This is a genomic window from uncultured Lactobacillus sp., assembly GCF_948948975.1.
Classification (GTDB): domain Bacteria; phylum Bacillota; class Bacilli; order Lactobacillales; family Lactobacillaceae; genus Lactobacillus.
On sequence record NZ_CARBVX010000013.1, the window covers coordinates 25,790 to 48,123 of the forward strand.

A 22,334-nucleotide genomic window follows, 5' to 3' on the forward strand; every position below is an offset into this window, starting at 1 on the left:
TTAAACTAACATTAAGGATTTCTAAAGGTTTTGAACTATAATAATATAGAAAGTTAATCTTAAGAAAGGTTATATATTATTTATATGAAATACTTAATTACAGGAGCAACGGGCAATTTAGGAGAAAAAGTTACTCGTTGGCTTAGAACAATGACTTCGGAAAATAACATCCGAGTTGGAATTCATAATTTAAAAAAGGCTGATAAGTTTAGTGACTTAGCTGTGGAAAAAGTAAAACTAGACTATTTTGATTTGGATACGTTAGAAAAAGCTGTTGGCGGAATTGATCTTGTTGTTTACATTCCAAGCATTACTTATAATTTACAAAAAAGAATTACAGAATTTGAGAATATACTTCAAGTGGTAAAAAAGGCAAAAACTAAATTAATTTTTGTAAGTTTTTTCGCAGATCAAGAAAATAATCCATTCGTTATGTCACCATTTTATGCATATGTTCCGAGAAGACTTGCTAGCTCAGGAATTGAATACAGTATTATAAAAAATAGTTTGTATGCGGATCCACTGGTGCCATATCTAGAAGAACTAATTGAACGTAAAAATATTATTTATCCAGTCGGAGCAGAACCACTATCCTTTATTACAAGAAATGATAGTGCTCATGCAATTGCTTGTTTAGCTATGCAGCCAGTAATGCGAGATCAAGGTCAAACTTATCTATTAAGTATGGATAAAAATTATAATATGGTTGAATTATCATATATTATGTCTCGGATCACTGACCATAAAATTGGCTATACACCTGTAACAACGGGTGAATTTGCAAAGATTTATGCTGCTGAAGGCGATGGAAAAGAACTTGCATCGATGTATGCAGGCGGAGCTAAGGGACTTCTTAGTGCAACATCTGATGACTTTCATCGCTTAACGGGTAGAGAACCAGAAGAAATGGAACATTTTTTAAGAAATGGCTATCAAATTGCACGTTTATAAGATAAATTAGTTTAATTAAAAATAAAACGTGTTATACTAAATATAGTAAGTGCTTAGAGAAAAATTAATTGTAATTAAGTGTAGTGCAATGCTGAGACAAGACCGTAAGCTTGCTATTATTAACTACACACGCTTTTAATTTAAGGGATAAATTAAAAGTTTTTAGCTTATATTTTAGCTGTTATATACGAAGAAAAGAGATCAGATATGGCACCTGATCTCTTTTTTCGATATTAGATTTTTAATTAAAGGCTTTGATCGATATTTTTAGCTAAATAATCATAGAGCATTGCTTTTTCTAGTTCTTTGGTATCATATCCCAAAGTACGGGCTATAGTATAAGCGTATGCCCAGGCTGTAGCGGGTCCACGACTCGTTATAATTTTGTGTTCTTTATCTACAACAGTAATCTCAGTGCTAAAGTGGCCGTTTGGACATTCTTTTTCAATTTCCTTTTCAAAGCCTGGATAACAGGTGTAGTCGGCTCCTTCTAGCAAGCCATAGTGACCTAAAGCAATCGGAGCAGCACACATTGCGGCATTCCATTTGCCTTCTTTATTTCTTTGAATCATAAGCTTAGCTAGTTTTTCATTATTTCTAAGGTTTAAAGCTCCAGTTCTTCCACCTGGAAAAGCTACTAAGTCATACTCTAAAAGTGAATCATCCACAACTTTATCACAGGTTAGTAAGATATGATGGTCTCCATTAATTTCTTTTTTATCAAGACCGACCATGTCACAATCAATATTTAAACGACGTAGTACATCAACGACACTAAGTCCTTCAACTTCTTCACACCCATCTGCGAAGACAACAGCAACTTTTGTCATAAAAAAGTCCTCCTTTTTATTAAAGTACTATACAACTTTTATTTTAACCCATTAAAATAGTATTTTTTAATTTAAAGATTAAAAAAATAAACTTAAAATTGCGTATATAACTATAGATAAAACTAAGATATGTTGTACTAAGAACTTTGTGAAACACTAAATGTAGTACTGCTTTGGAAAATACTTGAATTACCGCAATATTCTGGTAACATTGAGATAATTGAAATAAAATTTGTGAAACAATTTAAGAAAAGAGGGTAAAAATGGCTACTGAAGTTTATTTAGTAAGACATGGGGAAACAATGTTTAATCAGTTGAATAAAGTTCAAGGTTGGGCGGATTCTCCACTAACTGTAAAAGGAATTAATGACCTAAAAGTAACAGCATCTAATTTATCTCAGGTTCATTTTGATAACATGTATAGTTCTGACTTAAAGCGAGCCATTGATACAGTTCACTTAATTGCAGATACAAATGAAGTTTCTGAGATTGGTAAAATAAAAAAGCTACCGGCATTTCGTGAAGTGTTCTTCGGTACTTTTGAAGGTGACGATATTGACGAAACTTGGGAAAAAGTTGCTGTCGCTGGAGGGATGAAGCCCACAAATGATGTGGTAAAAATCATTCAAACATTAGGGATTCATGACTTTCGTGAAGCAACTAAAAAGGCTGATCCACGCCATTTAGCAGAAGATGCAGAAGCTCTTGATAATCGAATGGATCAAGCAATTAGTCAACTAGCTGAAGAAACAAAAGGTCTAGGACGAGTTTTAATTGTATCTCACGGAGATTTTATTAAGACTTTGGGAATTAAATACTGGGATCAAACTACGCATGATCACGATATTCCGTTTCCAGATAATGGCAGTGTAACGCGTGGAATAATTGATGATAATGGAAAATTTAAAATAATTAATTACGGTGTAAAAAACACTGACATTCCAAATTTATAAGATGTAGCTATCAAAGCTGCATCTTTTTTAGTATAAGTTTGTGGGATGTTCGTTTGCAGTATGTTCTACGTGCTCAATCATGGCATCAATCATTGATAAAACATCAGGATCATTTAAAAAATAAAAGACATGAGTTCCATGCTTATGATGTTTAACTAGATTATACTTTTCTAAAATACCTAATTGTTTTGATACAACAGGTTGTGCTAGTTCTAGAGTAGTCGCAATTGTCGAGACGTCGACTTCTGTTGAAGCATTGCGTAAAAAAAATAAGATGGAAATTCGTCTGCTATTGCTTAAAACTTTATATATTTTAGCTGCTTCGTTAACTAGATTGGTATCTAATTGTGTCATTATTTGAAACCTCATTGACAATATATCAAAAATGGAATATTATACTTTCTGCAATAAGTATACCAAATTCGATATATTTATGGAGAAAAAATATGAAAGATAAATCATCATTACGTTACTTTTGGGTAACATTATTGAATATTATTATCACAATTGCAGAGTTTATTGGAGGAGCAGTGTCAGGATCACTTGCTTTACTTTCAGATGCTGTACATAATTTAAGCGATGTCGGATCAATTATTTTAGCCTTTGTTGCTAATTTGATTGCTAAAAGGAAACGAAATGATAGTAAAACCTTTGGTTATGATCGTGCAGAAATCCTAGCAGCTTTTACTAATGGGATTATTTTAATAGTAATTAGTATTTATTTGTTTATTGAAGGAATCCAGCGATTTAGTCATCCAGAACCAATTAAAGGAAAAATTATGCTAATTGTTTCTTTAATTGGGCTAGCTGCTAACCTGATTTCCATGTTAGTAGTTATGAAGGAAGCTAAGACTAGTCTTAATGCGAAAGCTACATTTTTAAATATGCTTTCAGATGCAATAACTAGTGTAGCTGTTGTTATTGGGGCAATTGTAATTTCAATTTGGAAAATTTACTGGGTCGATCCAGTCTTAACGATAGCAGCTTCTGTCTTTTTACTTAAAGAAGCTTATGAAGTTACTATCAAAGCGGCTAATATTTTAATGGAAACTAATCCTAGTATCGATTTAAATAAGATAAATGAATTAGTTTTGTCTTGTCCACATGTGAATAACATTCACCATGTGCATGTTTGGCAATATTCAGACAATGTGACGATGTTAGATGCACATATTAATGTGGATAAAAATTTAGACGCTGTGCAGTTAGAAAAGATATACACAGAAATTGCTAGAAAATTAAAGCCGCTTGGAATTAACCATGTGACACTTCAAGCTGAATGTACACGTGGACTTAGCGATAAAATGATTTTTGATGATAAAGAAGATTAGTTAATCTGGTTTTGCTGCTATTTGGTAAAATAGGGGCAAAGCCTTTTATTTTAAGGAGAAAAAAATGAGATTCGATACTAATGATCTAAAAGAAAATCTAAAAAATTATCAAAAGAAAGCTACAGACCAGTTTAAGGATTTTGCTGAAAATGATTGGCCTGATATTAAAGACCACTTAACTGAAAAAGGACAACAAGCCGGAGATTTTTTGAAACAAAATGGTGGAAAAGTTTATCAAAATTCTGTTAATGCTTTTAAGAAAGCAGTTCGAAACTTAGACCAAAAAGTAAATGGTACAAGTGTACATAAGGACAATAAATAATAATGAAGGTAAATATTTGGGTCGCAGCAATAGTTTTATTTATTGGCTTATGGGATTTATATACGGCATATAATCGTTATAAGAAAAAAGGAATGACCAAAAAAGATGTCAAAGACAATCTAGCAAAAGGAACTATTGGAGCCTTAACAACCCTTCCATCAAGTGGAAAAGCAGGCATTATTTCTTTTACAATCTTAGGTGTCGTTTTTACCATTACTGGAATTATTTTGTTTTTTATGATTTAAATGAGACGGGTGAGAAGAAAGTTGGCCAAATTAGTTTTAGTTAGGCATGGTGAAAGTATAGCTAATCGTGACAATGTTTATACGGGCTGGAATGATGTACCTTTAAGTAAAAAAGGGATTGCGCAGGCAAAAAATGCAGGCCTTAAGGTAGAAAAAATAGCTGAATTTGCACCAACGCATATCCATACTTCTGTCTTATCGCGTGCAATTATGACGGCTAATATTATTGCAGATGTTTGTAGCTTTTTATATTTACCGATCACTAAGACTTGGCGTTTAAACGAGCGTCACTATGGAGCACTTCGCGGTATTAATAAGGATGTTTCAAAGAAAATTTTTGGTACTAATCAAGTCTTAGAATGGAGACGTGGTTTTGACAGTGTGCCTCCTTTATTAACGCAGCCTGTCCAAGATCGTAGATATCGAAAGTATGATATGCGTTTAATGCCTCAGGGAGAAAGTTTACATCAAACTCAAGAAAGACTAATGCCGTATTTTTGGGATCATATTGCACCTGAATTAATGGCAGGACATGATCAATTAGTTGTAGCGCATGGCTCAAGTCTACGTGCCTTGATTAAAAAAATTGAAGATATCAGTAATGAGGATATTGTAAAAGTAGAAGTTCCTAATGCGGAGCCAATTGTTTATACTTTTGATACTGATTTGCATATTGTAAAGAAAGAAGTTCTACATTGATTGAGTAGCCGACTGGTCTACTCTTTTTTAATAGTTTGTATAGGTATTTTTATGGTAAAATTTTTTACGAGTATATTTGAACAAATTCTTGTAGAGTAGGAGAAAATAATGCGTAAAATATTTTTACTAAGAGGAGCACCTGGATCTGGTAAATCTTCCTTTATTGCTCGTCACCACTTGCAGCCTTACGCTATTTCTCGTGATGAAATTAGGCTGCTATTAGCTGATTTGACGGTGTATTATGAGGAAAGTACAGATCACTTACATCAAGTTATTCCACGCCATGTTACTGTACGGACAGAGCAAATGGTTGATAATTTGGTGCAGCATAAGATGGCCTATGGAGAAACTATCATTGTCGATGGAACTCACATTACGCCAGATAAAATTGAACATTTTCGTCCATGGGTTGAAAAGTATCGCTATGAATTATTTGTAGTCGATTTAATGCAAAATAATAGTCTAGAAAACTTATTGCAACGTAATCAGGTTAGAATGCATTATGATTGGGTAAAACCAGACGTAATTAAGATGATGTATGAGCAATATAAGGCTCATCCAGAAGTTCCATCTTGGGCCTATTCAATTTTACCGAATGGGATGGAACGAGCTTTAAGTCAAAAGGAAAAGAATTTAGATCGTTATTCACATGTGATTTGTGTGCCAGATAAGGTAAGACCTGAAGACTTTCCACATGTGCATATTTCTAATTTTTATTTTTCTTTTAATGATGAATTTACTAAAAAATATGGAACATATAGAAATGTCATAACTTTAGGTAAAACTAGGGAAGAAGTAATTGAGCAATTTAGGCTTCCATATTTTGTATTTAAATTTCATCATAAGCACTTTTTGATTTCTGCATATCCAATTAGAAATGAAATGTTAGATCCTATTCGAAAAGTAAAGGGAGTTTGGTCTTATTCAACTGGTCTATATAATATTGCTGATTTTGTAAAAGAATTTCCAGAAAATGAGCATCAACATGTTCATCAATTTAATTTAAGCAAAATTGATCCCACCCGTTTGTTACATATTTGGTAGTAAAAAATGAGAAGGTTTTTGCCTTCTCATTTTTGTTTGGAAAAGTTTATTGTTTTTTCAATAACTGAGATTAGGTCCTAATACATTAGATAAAGTATAAATTTAAGGAAGAATATCAAAAAACCATATAGGTAAACTATTGAAAAATAACAATAATGAGACATCATGTGTGTTATTATATTGAAAATTAGGTATAATTGAAACGATGAGAGAGATTCAGAAAAAAGGATAGGGATGGGTATGTTTTTTAATAGGAAAGATAACGATAGTAAACAACGGTTCGGCATTAGAAAATTAACTATAGGGGCTTGTTCCGTATTGTTATCCACATTAATCTTAGGAATAGGAACTCAAGAGCAAAATTCAAAAGCTCAGGCTGCTACTACAGAAACTTCTAACACTGCCAGTTCGACAGACTTAGTAGATAATCATCAAAATAAAAATACTTACCTAAGTTCTAGTGAAGTAAATGAAACAGCTACTAAAGTTAATGAGAAAGAAACTTCTGCTGGTAATGAGCAACAAGACTCTCAATCTGCAGTAGCTCAAGACAAGCAAAGTGGGGAAAAGGTTGCAGATGTAGTTACTAATAATCGGTCTACAGTTGAAGATAAAAGTTCTAATAATACAGAATCTTCGGGAATCACTGATAACACTAAGAATACGGTAAATTCTGATAGGGCAGAAGTTACAAATAAAGAAGCTAATACACAAACTGATTCTAAAAAAGTTACGCAAAAGACGTCAGGTCAGGCTGTTAATGATGTAAACAAAAATGTAGCTGAAACCACTACTGACACTAAGAATACAAAAGTTTCCAGCTATACTAGTAATTTAGACTTGAAAAATATTCAAGAAAATCTTGAACAGCAAGCTAAGGAAAATAATGGAAAAGCATTAGATGCTAAATCAGTTACATCTTTACTTAGAAGTTCGGATGCAGCTAATTTTCAAGTTTTGGCAGCATTAACAGAAAATATCGCTGAGGCTGATAAAATTAAAGCCAACGCAGCAGTGACAATTCCAAGTACTGACGGACGTTATACTTTATATATTTCAAGAAATACGTGGGGAAATACTACAGATGGTAATCAACCAACTAAGGTTTTACTTTCAGGAAATGTTCTTAGTGGTGATACTGTAACTATTTCAATCCCAAGCTATGGTATTGTCGGTGTCAATTCGCCAACTATCGATGCTAACTATGGGAGTGCTTCTCTAAAGGATATGGGTAATGATAAGGTAGTTATCTATAACTTCACCACTTCTGGGGTTATTAATCCGATCGTTACGATTCCCGCTGACAATGGATATGGTGCTAAACCCACGCCAATGCAAATTACTCAGCCTACGGTTAAGGATATTACTTGGACAATTAATGGAGTAGAACAAACATCAGCTGAATTTCATATCGATGTTAACCCTGTATGGAATCCAAAGTTTTCTTTAAGTAAGCCTAACCCAAATTCTACTGATCAAAATGCATTAAAAAAGATGATTCCTAACTATGAATCTATCTATCAACTCGCAATTAATGAAACGAACGGGGTTGCTCCTGGACAAGATTATCAAAATAGTCTTCCTTATCCTTCCTCAAAAATTAATAGTGCCGTTAATTATGGCACCGTAATTACAATTCCAATGCCTAAAGGGTATGTGCTAGATGAATCTGCTACAATGCAACTCAATAATTTTGGGGATAAAACTACCATTACCCAAGAAGGTAATAACGTTATTATTACCGTACCAAAAGGTTCTGGTACACAAAACTGGAATAGCGGACCGGCATACCAACTTGTTGGTTCATATGATATTGCTATGCCAGAAAACGCTACTACTTATACGGCTGATGCGCCAATTACGATTGTGCAAAAGCTTAATAATGACGGGAGTCAAACGAAGACCTGGACTGGTCCAACAGTAAGTCAAGATTTTTATGGTGCAAATGATCAAATTCCACTAGCCCAAGTGCCACTTTATGCTAAAGCTGCTTATGGTGGTAATCAGCTTTTAAATAACGGTCATAAACAAATAGTTGCCTACTTTGGTGCTACTAATGAATCAATTGCTTCCTACAGTAATTACAGCAGTAACTTTACTTTTAATTTTGATGAGAGCCTGGGCGTAACTGAACTAAAAACACCAACTATTCCTGGTACAAGTAACTATAAGTACACAATTACTTACGCAGATGGTGCAACGAGTGAAGGACGGGTAAATGCTGGTAACACTATTACTGGAACTGGAGTAATTACTAATATTGTGGTTAGCCCTGATAACTTTGAAAGAGATCAAAGTACAGCTGTTGATTTGCCAACTAATAATTTTGCAAATCAAACTACTGCGTCCGTGAACGCGTTTGAAGCATATGGCGCGGTCCCAGATACAGTTAAACCAGGCACACAATTAGTTGCTAACATGACTTTTACTGGAACAGTTCAACAAGGAAATGTAACTAGATATTTGACCAGCAAAATTCAAGTTGATCAAACAGTCGTTTCATCAGCTAATTTAACTTCTAGTTCAGGCATATTTGGATATCAAAGTAACAACACAGCAACAGGACAATCAAATGTAGGATATCTTTCTGTCTACGCTGGCGGAGGACAAACCAACAATATTTATGAACCGATTTTTTACTATGTTTTGCCAGAATGGTTCTCAGTTTATGACTTTTCAACCGACTATACCAAGCTACCTGATTTTGTCCCTAATACTAATAATGGTGTTATTGGTACGCCAAAGTTGTCAGTATTTACTGTTCCAACAGAAATTTCGGGACTCTCTCGTCAAGTTGTAAAAATTGATTACTCTGGTACTGGCTATAACTTTCTTGCTGGCCAGGGTGCTAACAATCAAATTCACCTTAATACGTTACCTGACGGAACTAATGGTACATATCAAGGGATAATCTATATTGTTAGTCCAACGACAAAATTAACGAACACTGCTTATAATCCTAATAACACAAGCAATTTTGCTCCTAGTGGTATTACTTTTAATCCAGATTGGGTACAGGGAAACACTTCTAACTTGTACTATGTCGGAGCTAATGGTTTTACCATTAATCAAGTCGGTGGTGCTAATACTGCTAGTGTTGCTCAAGGTAATCAAAATGATATATTGGTTGATTCTGGTGTCTCTGATCTTTATGGCTCTAATGAAATGGAATATGCTGTTCGTTTAATTAATGGATCAGGTACTAAATTAACTAATGTTGTTGCGATGGTGAACTTACCACAAGCTTCAGATACTAGTTTTACTTTCCAGTTAAATGGTAGACCAGTTTATAATGGTGAGAAGACAGGGTACACTTTCTTGTATTCTACGGAATTAGGTAATCTTAAGAGTAATAACGATCCTGATGGTACTAAGCCCGATGAGACCGGATATGTTCCAGCAGATCAAGTAACTGATTGGTCTAAGATTAAGTCAATTATTATTAAAACTTCGTCCTTAAATAATAATGACCGTTCCGATCGTTTGATTTTCACAGGAATAGATCCTAACTTGGTAAATGATGCGGGTAAGACGGGATATATTAGTACTGGTTTCTATTCCGATACTACTAAGCCGTTTATCAGCAGTTTGGCAGTTTATAATTCAAGTACTGTAGCTAACAAAGTTAAGCCAGCTAATATTACTATTACAGGTGAGGCTAATATTAATTTTAAGCTTCAGTATACTGATGAAAATGGGCAGTTGCAGACGATTAATCTTCCTGATTTAAGTACTAGTTATAATTTGGCTCAAAACAATACAATGTTGACTGAGCAAGAAGCTATCGAATTAGCTAATAAAAATGCAGCATCGTCTATTCCTGCAAACTATGAAATTAAGTCAGCGACTTTGCAATCTGGTGGTAAAACTTGGCAAACTGATGCGCCGGAAGGAACTCCTGTCTTTGGTGGGCAAGTACAATATTTCTATAATAATGCTACTGTCCTCTTACAAGCTGTGCCAATCCAACGTACACTTACTTACCAAGTAATTGATGAAAATGATCCATCAAACCCAGTAACTATCCAGCCGAACACTGATTTATTAAACAATGGTCAAGCAATTACTGGTAATCAAGGAAGTAATGTTCCACCTGATGCAACCACTGCATACGATGCGGTTAAGAATGCTTTAGAAGCTAAGGGCTATGTTATTAGTTCAAAGAGTAGTACTGTACCAACAATTTTTGGTCCAGATAATACTGCATTGACAATTTATGTAACTCATAAGACTATAAATGTAAGTACACCAGATCAATGGCCAAGTACAAGTACTGATGCAGATAAGGTTTCACTGTCTAAAACAATTACTCGAACTATCACAGTTGAAGGCTTACCAACAGCTGTTGAAGGTACTACCCAAACAGTAACATTCACTAGAACAGCAGTTGTTGATGAAGTAACAGGTAAAGTAATAGGTTATGTAGATCCAAGTGATAGTACTATTACAATTACAGATGGTAACGACGCATGGACGAGCACCAATAATCAGTGGGATGCATTTGTTCCATCGAACGTTCCAGTAGGTTATTCAATCAAATCAATTACCGATGCCAATGGCAATTATGCGAATGTTACGAGCACAGATGGCAAACTAACAGGTGTAGCACAAACTACTGTTGCACCTAATGAAAGTGATGTTACAGTAACGATTACTTATCAAGGTAACCAAGTAAGCAATACGATTACTTTTATTGATACTGACGATAATAATAAACAAGTTGGAGAAACTATTACCATTAGTGGTCGTGTTGGAGAAACCGATAACAATCTTAATTTAACTGTTCCAGAAGGCTATGAACTGGCTAATGGAGCAAGCTTACCAACAAGTTATACTTTTGAAGCAACTAACACTCCAATTACTATTCCACTTGTTCATAAACATAAGACTGTTGGACCTAATGACACGTGGCCAAGTACAAGTACTAATGCAGATAAAGTTCCACTTTCTGAAACCATTACTCGCACCATTACTGTGTCAGGACTTCCTACAAATGTTCCATCTGTTGAACAAAATGTTAACTTTACTAGAACGGCAATCGTTGATGAAGTAACAGGTAAAGTAATTGGCTATGTAGATCCAAGTGATAGTACTGAGACAATTACAAATGGTAATGCTGCATGGACAAGTGATAATCCGACTTGGAGTAGCTGGACTAACTCAACTGTTCCAGAAGGCTACTATATTGAAAGTGCAAAAGTTGGTAATACTGACTACCCTACAGTAACAACTAATGCAAATGGAATTATTACTGGATTAAATAGTGTCGATGTGACTCCAAAGATGAGTTCGATAACCGTTAATGTGGTTTACAACAAGGTCAATCTTGATTTAACGATTAACCATGACACTATTATTAATACCTACAATGGTAGTGAACAACCAGTTTCTCCCGATATAATTAGTGAAATTACTCATACTGTTGTTTCATCAAATAATAATGTACCTATTCAAAATATTGCTCAAGCTATTCAAGATGCTAACTTGACATCAGATGATTATTCATACACAGATAGCCAAGGTAATGTTTTAACTAGCACTCCAACTAACGCTGGTAATTACCGCATTATTTTGAACCAAAATGGTTTGGATAAATTAAATAAAGTAGCTGGCGGCTTAACAATTAACTATGATCCAAGTAAATCATACGTTAACTACACTATTGAAAAAGCAGAAGCAAGTGCTGAGCTAGAAGGAAATAATTCTAAGCAGTATGATGGTCAAAGTGTAACTAATGTTGAAGTTACTAAAGATGGTAATATCAAGGTTACTGCGAATGTTCCGGGCACTACTCAAAGTGCATATCAACTTCAAGCGGGTGACTATGACTGGTATAGCGCAGATGGTTCAACTAGATTAAGTAGTGCACCAACTAATGTTGGAAATTACATGATTAAGTTAAACAGTACGGGAATTACCAACATTAAAGCTCATTATGGCAATAGCGACAACATTAATTGGACTGATGATGCAATTACAGGCAGTGCAACTTATGAAATTACTAAAGCTGCAGCCACTATTTCATTAACTCCTGATGAGAACAAGCAAACAAGTAGTTGGACTGGAAATGAAATTTCTATAAATCCAGCTGATTTTGTACCAACTATTACCACTGATAATGGTGTGACGCTCACTGTTCCTGCTGGTACTTTAGCAGTTGGTGACTACACAGTTACTCCTTCACCAGTTGCACCAGGAACTTACCAAGTTTCATTGACGGACTCAGGTATTGAAAAGATTAAAAAGGCGATCTCAACTAGTGAAAACTATGTTTGGAATAATACTGGTAATGGAGTGTTAGAAATTGTTAATGCTAAAGCGAACTATCAAATGTCAGGCAGTGGTGAAACTACTTATACTGGTTCTGCGGTAGAATTACCAATTGATCAACTTAAGGATGCAATTTCTTCATCTAATACAGTTAGTGGTCAAGATTTAGTTATTCCTGAGCTTGATGTTAATGACTTTACTTGGTCTAGCGGTACTGCCCCAACGAATGTAGGTAATTACACTATCAAGTTGAGTGAAACTGGTATTAATAAGATTGCTGCAGCAAATCCAAATTATGCCTTAACTTTAGGTACGAATGCCTTTACTTACAAGATTAATGCGGCTAAAGCAAGTGCAACTGTAAGTGGTGAGAATAGTCGAACATACAATGGTAAAGCTATTTCAATTAATGATATCTATAATGGTGGAACTATCTCTGTTAAAATTACTGGACTTGACGATCAAGAATTTACTTACACCTTGCAAACTGGTGATTACACTTGGAATGTATCTGATCCAACAAATGTGGGTACTTACACTTTAACTTTGAATAGTACTGGAATTGGTCACTTACAAGATCTCTTGAACGATAAGTACGGTAACGGCAATGTAACTATTGCTAACAGCCAAGTTACTGGAAGTGCAAAATATACTATTGAAAAGGCTAACGCCAATGTAACTTTATCAGGTAACCAAGATGAAACTTATACTGCTGAGGAATTCACCAATAGCAACATTAAGGTTAGTGACTACAAGGTAACTTTGAGTAACGGATTAGAATACAAGCTAGTTGATGGAGACTTAGAATTTATTCCAAATCAAAATCCAACAAATGTCGGTACTTATACTGTTCAATTGTCTGATCAAGGTAAGAAGAATATTGCTGCCGTTCAAGGTGAAAACTATGAATATAGCTTTAATGATACTGGAGTAGGTAGTTTCAATATTACTAAAGCCACACCAAGTGCATCATTTACTGGTCAAGGCGAAAAGACCTACGATGGTACACCAATTAGTGGGTATGTACCAAAGGTGATGATTACAGCTCCTGGCAAAAATGATGTAACTTTAGTTGCTGGTACTGATTATGTTTGGACTAATGATGGTCAGACCTTTACTACCGCTCCAAGTGATGCAGGAAATTATACTGTTTCATTAACTTCAGACGGAATTGGTAAGATCAAAGCAGTAAACGCTGCAAATCTTGATTGGTCAAATGTAATAATTAGTGAAAATGCAAAGTACACTATCACTAAGGCTCAAGCTACAGTTAACTTTGCTCAACCAGCTAGTCAAACAGTTGAATATGGGAAGAATGATTTTGATGTAAATAACTTCAAACCAAGTATTTCCACAAATAATCATGTAACTGTTAATGTCCCAGAGGGGGTGAGCCTTTCTGCACAAGCTGGCGACTTTGAGTTTACTAATGCCAATGGAAATACAACAACTACCGTTCCAACTGGGCTAGGAACTTACACTGTTACTTTAAGTGAAGCTGGCTTTAAGAAACTTCAATCACAGACTAATAATTATGACTGGGTAAATAATGCAAAAGGTACTTACATAGTAACTAAGGCAACTGATGTATCTGTAACCTTAATCGGTAATCAAGAAGTAATTTATACCGGTAATACATTTACAAATAGTGATATTAATGTTAACGACTATCAAGTAACTCTTGAAAATGGTCAAACTTACAAGTTAGTTGCTGGCGATTTGGAATTTGGTCCGAGTCAAGATCCAACTAATGCAGGAGCCTACAAGGTACAATTGTCCGCACAAGGTAAGGAAAATATTGCTAATGTGGATTCAACTCATTATAGTTACAACTTTGATAATACTGGTACTGGTAATTTTGAAATTCAAAAAGCTACTCCAAGCGTTGAATTTAAGGCCAATGCTGAAAAGATATTTGATGGCACATCAATAGCTCTTGGTGACTACAAGACTCAGCCAAGTGTCACCGTAACTGCACCAGGTAATCCAACTATTACTCTGGAAGCAGGCGATTATGTTTGGATAAAAGATGGTGTTACTTATACAACTGCGCCAAGCAATGTTGGTAGCTACACTATCCAATTATCTGAATCAGGTAAGAATAAGATCTTGCAAAATAGCAATAATACAGAAAATCTTGATTGGGCTAATGCAAAGATTAGTGGTCAAGGTTCATATATAATTACTGAGGCTAATGCTACAGCAAATCTTTCGGGTAATTCATCTAAAACATATGATGGTAATCCAGTAACTACAACTGAGGTTAATAGTAAAGATGGTACAGTTGAAGTAACTATTACCATTCCAAACAGTAGTGAAACTGTAACTTATAAGTTACAAGATGGTGACTACACTTGGAATACGCTAAATGGGGATGCTCCAACTGATGCAGGTGACTATACATTTAAGCTAAGCCCAGAAGCTCTTACTAACTTGCAAAGTGCAATTGATGGTAAATGGGGTAAAGGTAACGTTAAGATAACAGATAGCGATCTTAACGGAGAAGCTAATTTCACGATTAATAAGGCTGATATCACTATTTCAGGGAACGGTAGTCAAACAGGAACATACACAGGAAATCCACAAGTAGTAGATCCAAATAATTTCCCAATTACGTTAACCCCAGAAGGTGATGGTCCAGTTCCAACAATTCCAGCTGGTACTTTAACAAGTAATGACTTTGTAGTTAAGGATAAAGATGGAAAAACTGTAGATCCAACCGATGTTGGAGACTACACAGTTTACTTAACCCCAGAAGGTGTTGAGAAACTTAAGAAGCTCAATCCAAACTACAACTGGCCAACAACTGAAGAAGAAGTTGGTAAGTTAGTAATTAAAGCTGCTCAAGCAAGTGCAATAGTAAGCGGTGAAAATAGTCGTGTCTACAATGGAGAAGCTATTAGTACCGCTGATCTTTACCAAGGTGGAGACATTAATGTTACGATCGTTGGAATTAATGATGATAAGATTACTTATACCCTAAAAGATGGAGATTACGATTGGAATGTATCTGATCCAACTAATGTTGGTACTTATATTTTGACTTTGAATAGTACTGGAATAAGTCACTTGCAAGAAGTTCTTACTGCAAAATATGGTGCTGGAAACGTAACTCTTGCAAATACTGCAGTAAGTGGCAGTGCTAAGTTCACAATTACTCCAGCTTCCATCATTATTTCAGGAAACGGTAGTCAAACAGGAACATACACAGGAAATCCACAAGTAGTAGATCCAGGAAACTTCCCAATTACGTTAACCCCAGAAGGTGATGGTCCAGTTCCAACAATTCCAGCTGGTACTTTAACAAGTAATGACTTTGTAGTTAAGGATAAAGATGGAAAAACTGTAGATCCAACCGATGTTGGAGACTACACAGTTTACTTAACCCCAGAAGGTGTTGAGAAACTTAAGAAGCTCAATCCAAACTACAACTGGCCAACCACAGAGCAAAATGTTGGTACTTTAACTATTATTCCAGCTGTTATGGATATAACTTTATCAGGTAATGGTTCTAAAGTTTCTGATGGGCAACCAGCAAAAGTTGAGCTTTCAACATTGGTAGATAACTTAACTGGTAACAATCTTAATAAAGATGGTTTAACACTGGATGACTTTAGCTGGAATACTCCAGATGGCAACGCTCCAAGGGAAGTGGGTAACTACACGATTACTTTAAACGAAAACGGGTTGAAGAAACTTCAAGCTGATAATTTAAACTACACTGTTAATGTAAGTGGTGAATTTAAGTACACTATTACTGCTGTTCATCAAAAGATTGAGTATGTTGATGGTAACGGCAATGTCATTAAGACTATCGAAAATATTGGTACGGCTTTATCTAACTATGGTGATAAAGTTGACTTTAATGTAAAACAAAACGTTCCAAAAGATTACAAGTTGGTAGATTCTAATGTCTCAACCCAAATCACTATTGAAAATGGTGTAACTAAATTTTTAGTCGAACCTAATATTGTAACAACAACTGATACTAAGACGGTAACGAGAACAATTATTGTCGAAAACCCAGATGGAAGTGAGAACAAAGTTGTACAAACTGTAACCTTCACTCGTCCTAAGTACACTGATCCAGTAAATGGTGAGGTAACTTACGGAGAATGGGATAAGAGTTCAGGTAACTGGAATAAGTACAGTGCACCAGAGATTCCAGGCTACACTTCAAATGAAGTACCAGAAGAATCAGTAACTCCAGCTACTGAGGATCAAATTGTAAGGATTGCTTATAGCAAACTACAAGAACCAGAAAATCCTATTACTCCAACTAAGAATGAGAATAATAAGAAATCTGAGAAAGTATCACCAGTAAAATCACAAGTTTTAACTAATAAGACAAGTAAAATAAAGACTGTGAATACTGTACAAAGAACTATAAGAAAACAAGTACCAAGAAGCCAGATTAAGAAAAATAATCAAACATTGCCTCAAACAGGTGCTCACAAGGATATGCTCGCCATTATATCTGGAGCATTTGCAGTAGGAATTGGGTTATTTGGCTTAAGTACTAATCGAAAAAAGAAAAAATAAAATTTGAATAATCTGGATAATTTCCAGAAATAATAAACGCTGTTAAATCAAGGTTTAATAAAAACAAGATTTAGCAGCGTTTTTGTTTAGTAACTATGTTTTAGATTGACATACTGTTGGGAATTAAGTAGCTAAAAGTAGCTGCTTAATTCCTTTTTATTGTATTAGTTAAAGTTAAGTAGTTATTTTTAAACAACTAATTTAGAAATGACTAAAAAATCCTGTTGGTGAAATAGGGTAACTATTTACCAACAGGAAAGAATATATTTATTTTACTAGAAATTAGCTTTGATTCTCTGCAGCTGACTCATTCCGTTCATCCGCATCAACTACTGTTTTTGATACTTGCTGATCAGGTTTATATGGGCGCTTAATTGGCATCCCCATTGGATTCTGTCCTTTAGACATTAATACAGTAGGAATGTTTGATGTAACTTTTTCAGGTTTCTTCAATCCTTCAATTTCCCACGTGAATGGAGCAAATTCGTTTTTTGGATTTACCCAATTTGGGTGTTTTTTAGAAAGAAGATAAAGGCCTAAACATGTAAGTAAAACAACAGCAACTAAAATTGCAATAACAATTACATAAGTTACTGGAGATCCAACTTCTGCCTTAACTTGTGCTGGTGGATAAAAGGCAAGAACTATACCGAAAACTGATGAAATAAGACCAACACCGGCAATAATCCAAGCACCTATCTTACCGCCAGGAACTTTAAATGAACGAGGACGGTTAGGTTGTTGATAGCGTAAGCGTAAGAATGCCACAAACATTAGAATGTAGTAGAAAAGATATAGAACAGTTACACACTGTGTTAGTAAAATTACAAATCCTTCTACGTTTGGAATTAATTTGAATAAATATGCAATAATAGTCATTCCAGCCATTTGAACATAAACTAGGCGAGCGGGCATCCCATGCTTATTTTTCTTTTGTAACCATTTTGGTAAAAATCCACTGCCACCAGCTTGTGCAAGCATAACTGATGGAGCTGCTAGTTCAGTCACAGTAGAGGCAACTAAATTGAAAAGTCCGACCCACATTAGAACTAGATACAACCAAGGAAAGGCGAAAGTTTCACCAAGAACTTTAAATACTGTAACTAATGAATATAAAACATTAATTTGTTTTTCTGGAACGATCATTGCGATGATTACGGTACCTACTACGAAGATTAAGAATACCAAGATCAAAGTAATGAAGATTGAAGATACAAAGTCTTTTTCTGGATGCCTTAATTTTTTAATAAAGGCCGCATTTTCATCGATTCCAGTGTAAGAGAAGAACACACCGGCTGCGAGAGCTAAAGTGCTCATCCCGTTCCATTTTGGAATTAATTGTTTTGGTGCCATAGAAATAGCAGGTGTATGTCCCTGACACAACCAAACGATGGTTAAGATAATCATGATAGCTAATGGGATAAGGGTTCCAATTAAAACACCATACTTTGTAATGGTGGTAAAAGTTTTAACACCTCTATTAGCAATAATGGCCATAATCCAATATAAAATAATCCATCCAGTCATGATTAACACAACGTGGGTAGGATTTTGAGCAAAGGCAACTGCCTTGTTATACATTGGCGTGTAGAACAAAATAGTTGCAGCTGAACTCGGCATTCCCATCCCGAAGTTAATCATTACCTGAAACCATAAAATCAACAGACAAGTTAATGCCCATCCTTTTCCTAAACCTTCGCCAACCCAGCGGAAAATACCACCACGGTTGCTCCAGCCAGAGGCTAGCTCTGCAGCTACTAAGGCTGTAGGAATGAAGAAGCAAATAGCACCGATTGCAAAATAGGTAACTGACGATAAACCATAAAAGGCCTCTTGGACATCATTGCCTAAACCAGCGATAATCGCCACGTTCATTAGAGTTAGGGTCCATATGGAGATAAAGGCTTGTTTTTTAGCAGATCCTGCTTTATGAGAATTCTCCATTTTCCTTCTCTTCTCCTTTAAATATATACATATAGATAAATATCTACAACAAACAAAATCAATATGTTATTTATTAATCTGTTCATGCGTATAATAGTCTCATATTTCACAAAGTACAAATAAAATGACTTCAAAAAAAGAAGCAAGGTATGACAATGATGTAGATCATGATAATAGTAATAATATAATAAATATTTTATATATTGTGAATATAAGCACAATATATAAAAGCAAGATTATAGTAATATAACTCCTAGTAGCCAACAGATGGATAACTTTTTAACTAAGTAATAAAAAATATTAGCTAGAAAAACTGAGCCTTAAAAATAACAATTTATATTATTTTCTTCTTTTATATACCTTTACTTAAATGCTTTTTATTATAATGTAATATAGAGTATAAAATGGAAAATATAACACTAAATATAAAGAGATATGTGTATAAGAAATAAAGGATTGAAAGAGTAGAAGGTTCAATTCACTTATCGAGGAGAAATTCATTGGAAAAGAAAAATCTTTTAAATGTAGTAAAGAAAGTAAGTTTTAGTCTATTCATAGTAATAATTTATGTAATGGGATTATATATTCCGCTTCCTTTTGCAGAAGTGACTAAACAGTATATGGAAGCTGTAAAAAATACTCCTATTTCAATTTTAGGAGCATTTAGTGGGGCCAATTTTACACGGATATCTATTTTTTCAATCGGTCTGAATCCGTTAATGTTTTCGATGTTAATTATTCAGCTTCTAAGTTTTACTCATTCCTTTGGTTTTGATGCCTTATCACCAAAGCAAGTGCAGTACTTGATGCAATTTTTAACTATGATTATCACTATCATTCAAGCAGCACTATTAGTTTTTGCTTTTACTAATCGGCGAGATGGATTAGAAGATTTTGAAATGATTCTGATATTAAGTGCTGGGTCTTGTTTAGTAGTTTGGCTTTGTTACCGAAATATGAAATATGGGGTCGGAGCAAGTGCACCAGTTATTTTAACAAGTATTCTTAATGGGGCTATTCCCAATATAATTAGTAATGTAAAGCTTCTTTTAACCATGAAATATGCATGGGTTTGGTTAGCAGCTTTAGCTATTTTTATTTTATTACTAATAAAATTTTGGCTCGCGTTTACTAAAGCCTACTATCCTTTAAAAGTAGTTAATCCTAGTCTCCCTGCTTCTAGTAATTTGATGACAGTACCATTAGGATTAAACATGGCTGCCATGATGATGTATATGGTAGGAATGGCTATTTTGACCCTTCCTTTAATGGTGGGAAGATACTTTAGTTCTACGTCTTTGATCAATAATTGGGTATTTCAAGCTTCTTTTTCTGCAGTAATGGGAATATTGATTTTTTATTTCTTCACTTTTGTAAATTTCGATCCTAAAGAACAGGCCAAGAGTTTTCGAAATAATAACTACTATATTCCAAATATTGCTCCTGGACGTCCAACACAACAATATTTGAAACGGTTAATATGGATTATTGCCTTTCCAGGAGCCGTTTTAAATGCCTTCCAGCTTGTTTTTGGTTTATATGGAGCTAATTTTTTAGGTAATTATGCTGGCTTTGCTATTATTCCAATGAATGTTGTTATGATTACAATGTTTATGGGAGGAATTAAAGATCAAATTGATACTATTTTATTCCCATATCGTTACGATCGTTTATTAAAGGATGATAATCAATAATGAAATATTTTATTCCTGCATGGCACAAACAATATGATGACTGGTCAATTAATATTCCAAGTATTGAAAACTATGATGCAGCCGAATATATGACTGTTTTAAAAAAATTTGACGAAGAAATTGGTCTGATAATTACAGACTATCAGCCTCAATTATTAAGTAAATTAAATCAAATCGCCTTTTTCCCTAATAGCCTATTTTCTGTATATGATTTTTTACAAGGAGTTCATGGATTTGAAAATAAGGTTCTAGAATTGGAAGATTTTAACTGGCCTAAAAATGCAATTTTTGATTATGGTCCTTTCAGAACTTTAATTGTTTTAGAGAATCAACTATATGCGACAGTTTTCTATGATATTGATGGTCATATTTTAAGGATCGCTTATCCTGAAAATGGTGAGCATAAAGCATTTATTTTGGGCATAGATAGTCGTGGTTTTATCTCTAATCAAGATGATGATGAAAAAACTATCTACTTTGATCCATACGGTAATTGGCGTTTAAAAAAAGACAAAAACACTGGCAAAATCACGGTTAATCCAGAAACCCACTTTTGTAAAAGAAGAGAATATGAAAATATTACAGATTTGGTTGACGAGATTTTAAGTCGATACCTAAAAATCAATGTTAAGAATAATGATGAAATGATTGTAACAGTAGACGATGAGAGTAGTTTTAGTAATAAAATTATTGGGCCGTATAAACCCTTATATTTAATTAATAGCCATCATCCCTATAGTAAAAAGATAGGTAGCCTAGCTAAGGCAAAAGTAATTGTAAGTAGCAATGAAATTAAACAAAATCTAGAAAAAGATTATAAAGAACAGTTCGATATTTCAGTTATTCCTGTCTTTAATTCGGAATTTCGTCTTGGTCATAGTCAAAGACAAAATATACAGGAAATTGGCTTCTTTGCGGAAAATGCAAATGACGAAGATATTCATCAAATTATTCAAAAGCTGTGTAACTATATCTTAAAAAATCCCGATAATTACAGCTTGAAAATATTTACATATGATTTTTGGAAAGCTGATCGTGTAAATAAAATTATTGAGCAAATAAAAAAAGAAAACAAAAACAGTTTTATTATCGGAAAGTCAGAACAAGCAGAAAATGCTGCAATTGATGGACTTGATGATGAAGTTAGTTTACCAGAACTTGATGTTGCGCATACCCGTTTAACTAATATTTCAGATGTATTAAGTAATTTAGATACGCTGAGACTTTTAATAAATTGGGGAAAAGCGGATGAATTAATGCAAATATCGGGTGTAAGTATTGGAATTCCACAAGTGCAAAACTTTTCTTCAGCTACTGTTGTGGATAATAAAAATGGACGAATTATAAAGAAAATAAGTGAGCTTTTACCTATAGTTGATGACTATTTAGTTAATTTAAATAGTTGGAATCAAACTGTCGTCTATAATGTGCAAGTAATGAATCAGTATTCAGAAGAAAAGATCATTGAGAAATGGAAAGAAGTATTTAAAGAGAGGAAAGCGGAGTAGA

The 22,334-nt window shown here is 34.4% G+C and carries 13 protein-coding genes; 10 read left to right on the forward strand and 3 right to left on the reverse strand.

Annotated features, from left to right (window positions below; all coding sequences use genetic code 11):
* The first annotated feature begins 84 nt into the window (after positions 1-84).
* The gene (locus Q9R40_RS06465; RefSeq protein ID WP_300722349.1) at positions 85-951 is read left to right on the forward strand and encodes an NmrA family NAD(P)-binding protein; all 867 of its coding nucleotides are present in this window, start codon (positions 85-87) and stop codon (positions 949-951) included.
* A 245-nt stretch (positions 952-1,196) separates the two neighbouring features.
* On the opposite strand, the gene Q9R40_RS06470 is transcribed toward Q9R40_RS06465, so the two are convergent.
* Entirely contained in the window at positions 1,197-1,781 is a 585-nt protein-coding gene (locus Q9R40_RS06470; RefSeq protein WP_304676947.1) for a DJ-1 family glyoxalase III, read from the reverse strand.
* A 263-nt stretch (positions 1,782-2,044) separates the two neighbouring features.
* Here Q9R40_RS06470 and Q9R40_RS06475 point away from each other — a divergent pair, with 263 nt between their 5' ends.
* Positions 2,045-2,734: a histidine phosphatase family protein gene (locus Q9R40_RS06475; protein WP_061400951.1), complete on the forward strand. Its 690-nt coding sequence runs from the start codon at positions 2,045-2,047 to the stop codon at positions 2,732-2,734.
* A 27-nt stretch (positions 2,735-2,761) separates the two neighbouring features.
* On the opposite strand, the gene Q9R40_RS06480 is transcribed toward Q9R40_RS06475, so the two are convergent.
* Positions 2,762-3,088, reverse strand: coding sequence for a helix-turn-helix transcriptional regulator (locus Q9R40_RS06480; RefSeq protein ID WP_304676948.1), 327 nt, complete (start codon positions 3,086-3,088; stop codon positions 2,762-2,764).
* Positions 3,089-3,180: 92 nt separating this feature from the next.
* On the opposite strand from Q9R40_RS06480, the gene Q9R40_RS06485 reads away from it, so the two are divergent.
* From Q9R40_RS06485 to Q9R40_RS06510, 6 genes are all read left to right on the forward strand, one after another.
* Complete coding sequence (locus tag Q9R40_RS06485; protein WP_297941109.1) at positions 3,181-4,065, forward strand: cation diffusion facilitator family transporter; 885 nt, start codon at positions 3,181-3,183, stop codon at positions 4,063-4,065.
* 64 nt (positions 4,066-4,129) lie between these two features.
* A complete protein-coding gene (locus Q9R40_RS06490) occupies positions 4,130-4,387 on the forward strand; it encodes a hypothetical protein (protein ID WP_011161537.1) in 258 nt (85 codons plus the stop codon).
* 2 nt (positions 4,388-4,389) lie between these two features.
* Positions 4,390-4,632, forward strand: a complete 243-nt coding sequence (locus Q9R40_RS06495; RefSeq protein ID WP_300734759.1) for a hypothetical protein — start codon at positions 4,390-4,392, stop codon at positions 4,630-4,632.
* 21 nt (positions 4,633-4,653) lie between these two features.
* Positions 4,654-5,331 (forward strand): 2,3-diphosphoglycerate-dependent phosphoglycerate mutase, encoded by a 678-nt coding sequence (locus tag Q9R40_RS06500; RefSeq protein ID WP_304676949.1) that lies wholly within the window; start codon positions 4,654-4,656, stop codon positions 5,329-5,331.
* Positions 5,332-5,439: 108 nt separating this feature from the next.
* The gene (locus Q9R40_RS06505) at positions 5,440-6,375 is read left to right on the forward strand and encodes an AAA family ATPase (RefSeq protein ID WP_014567106.1); all 936 of its coding nucleotides are present in this window, start codon (positions 5,440-5,442) and stop codon (positions 6,373-6,375) included.
* 234 nt (positions 6,376-6,609) lie between these two features.
* Positions 6,610-17,187 (forward strand): MBG domain-containing protein, encoded by a 10,578-nt coding sequence (locus tag Q9R40_RS06510; protein WP_304676950.1) that lies wholly within the window; start codon positions 6,610-6,612, stop codon positions 17,185-17,187.
* 282 nt (positions 17,188-17,469) lie between these two features.
* On the opposite strand, the gene Q9R40_RS06515 is transcribed toward Q9R40_RS06510, so the two are convergent.
* Positions 17,470-19,131 (reverse strand): APC family permease, encoded by a 1,662-nt coding sequence (locus Q9R40_RS06515; protein ID WP_300724377.1) that lies wholly within the window; start codon positions 19,129-19,131, stop codon positions 17,470-17,472.
* A gap of 500 nt (positions 19,132-19,631) precedes the next feature.
* Here Q9R40_RS06515 and secY2 point away from each other — a divergent pair, with 500 nt between their 5' ends.
* Together secY2 and asp1 are read left to right on the forward strand one after the other, a co-directional pair.
* Positions 19,632-20,825, forward strand: coding sequence for an accessory Sec system protein translocase subunit SecY2 (gene secY2 / locus Q9R40_RS06520; protein ID WP_304676951.1), 1,194 nt, complete (start codon positions 19,632-19,634; stop codon positions 20,823-20,825).
* Positions 20,825-22,333 (forward strand): accessory Sec system protein Asp1, encoded by a 1,509-nt coding sequence (gene asp1 / locus Q9R40_RS06525; RefSeq protein ID WP_304676952.1) that lies wholly within the window; start codon positions 20,825-20,827, stop codon positions 22,331-22,333. The genes secY2 and asp1 overlap by 1 nt, the downstream gene beginning before the upstream one ends.
* The last annotated feature ends 1 nt before the right edge of the window (position 22,334 follow it).

Coding starts and splice junctions, on each gene's coding strand:
- Q9R40_RS06465 (WP_300722349.1), top strand. CDS start 85: ATGAAATACTTAATTACAGGAGCAACGGGCAATTTAGGAGAAAAAGTT.
- Q9R40_RS06470 (WP_304676947.1), bottom strand. CDS start 1,781: ATGACAAAAGTTGCTGTTGTCTTCGCAGATGGGTGTGAAGAAGTTGAA.
- Q9R40_RS06475 (WP_061400951.1), top strand. CDS start 2,045: ATGGCTACTGAAGTTTATTTAGTAAGACATGGGGAAACAATGTTTAAT.
- Q9R40_RS06480 (WP_304676948.1), bottom strand. CDS start 3,088: ATGACACAATTAGATACCAATCTAGTTAACGAAGCAGCTAAAATATAT.
- Q9R40_RS06485 (WP_297941109.1), top strand. CDS start 3,181: ATGAAAGATAAATCATCATTACGTTACTTTTGGGTAACATTATTGAAT.
- Q9R40_RS06490 (WP_011161537.1), top strand. CDS start 4,130: ATGAGATTCGATACTAATGATCTAAAAGAAAATCTAAAAAATTATCAA.
- Q9R40_RS06495 (WP_300734759.1), top strand. CDS start 4,390: ATGAAGGTAAATATTTGGGTCGCAGCAATAGTTTTATTTATTGGCTTA.
- Q9R40_RS06505 (WP_014567106.1), top strand. CDS start 5,440: ATGCGTAAAATATTTTTACTAAGAGGAGCACCTGGATCTGGTAAATCT.
- Q9R40_RS06510 (WP_304676950.1), top strand. CDS start 6,610: ATGGGTATGTTTTTTAATAGGAAAGATAACGATAGTAAACAACGGTTC.
- Q9R40_RS06515 (WP_300724377.1), bottom strand. CDS start 19,131: ATGGAGAATTCTCATAAAGCAGGATCTGCTAAAAAACAAGCCTTTATC.
- asp1 (WP_304676952.1), top strand. CDS start 20,825: ATGAAATATTTTATTCCTGCATGGCACAAACAATATGATGACTGGTCA.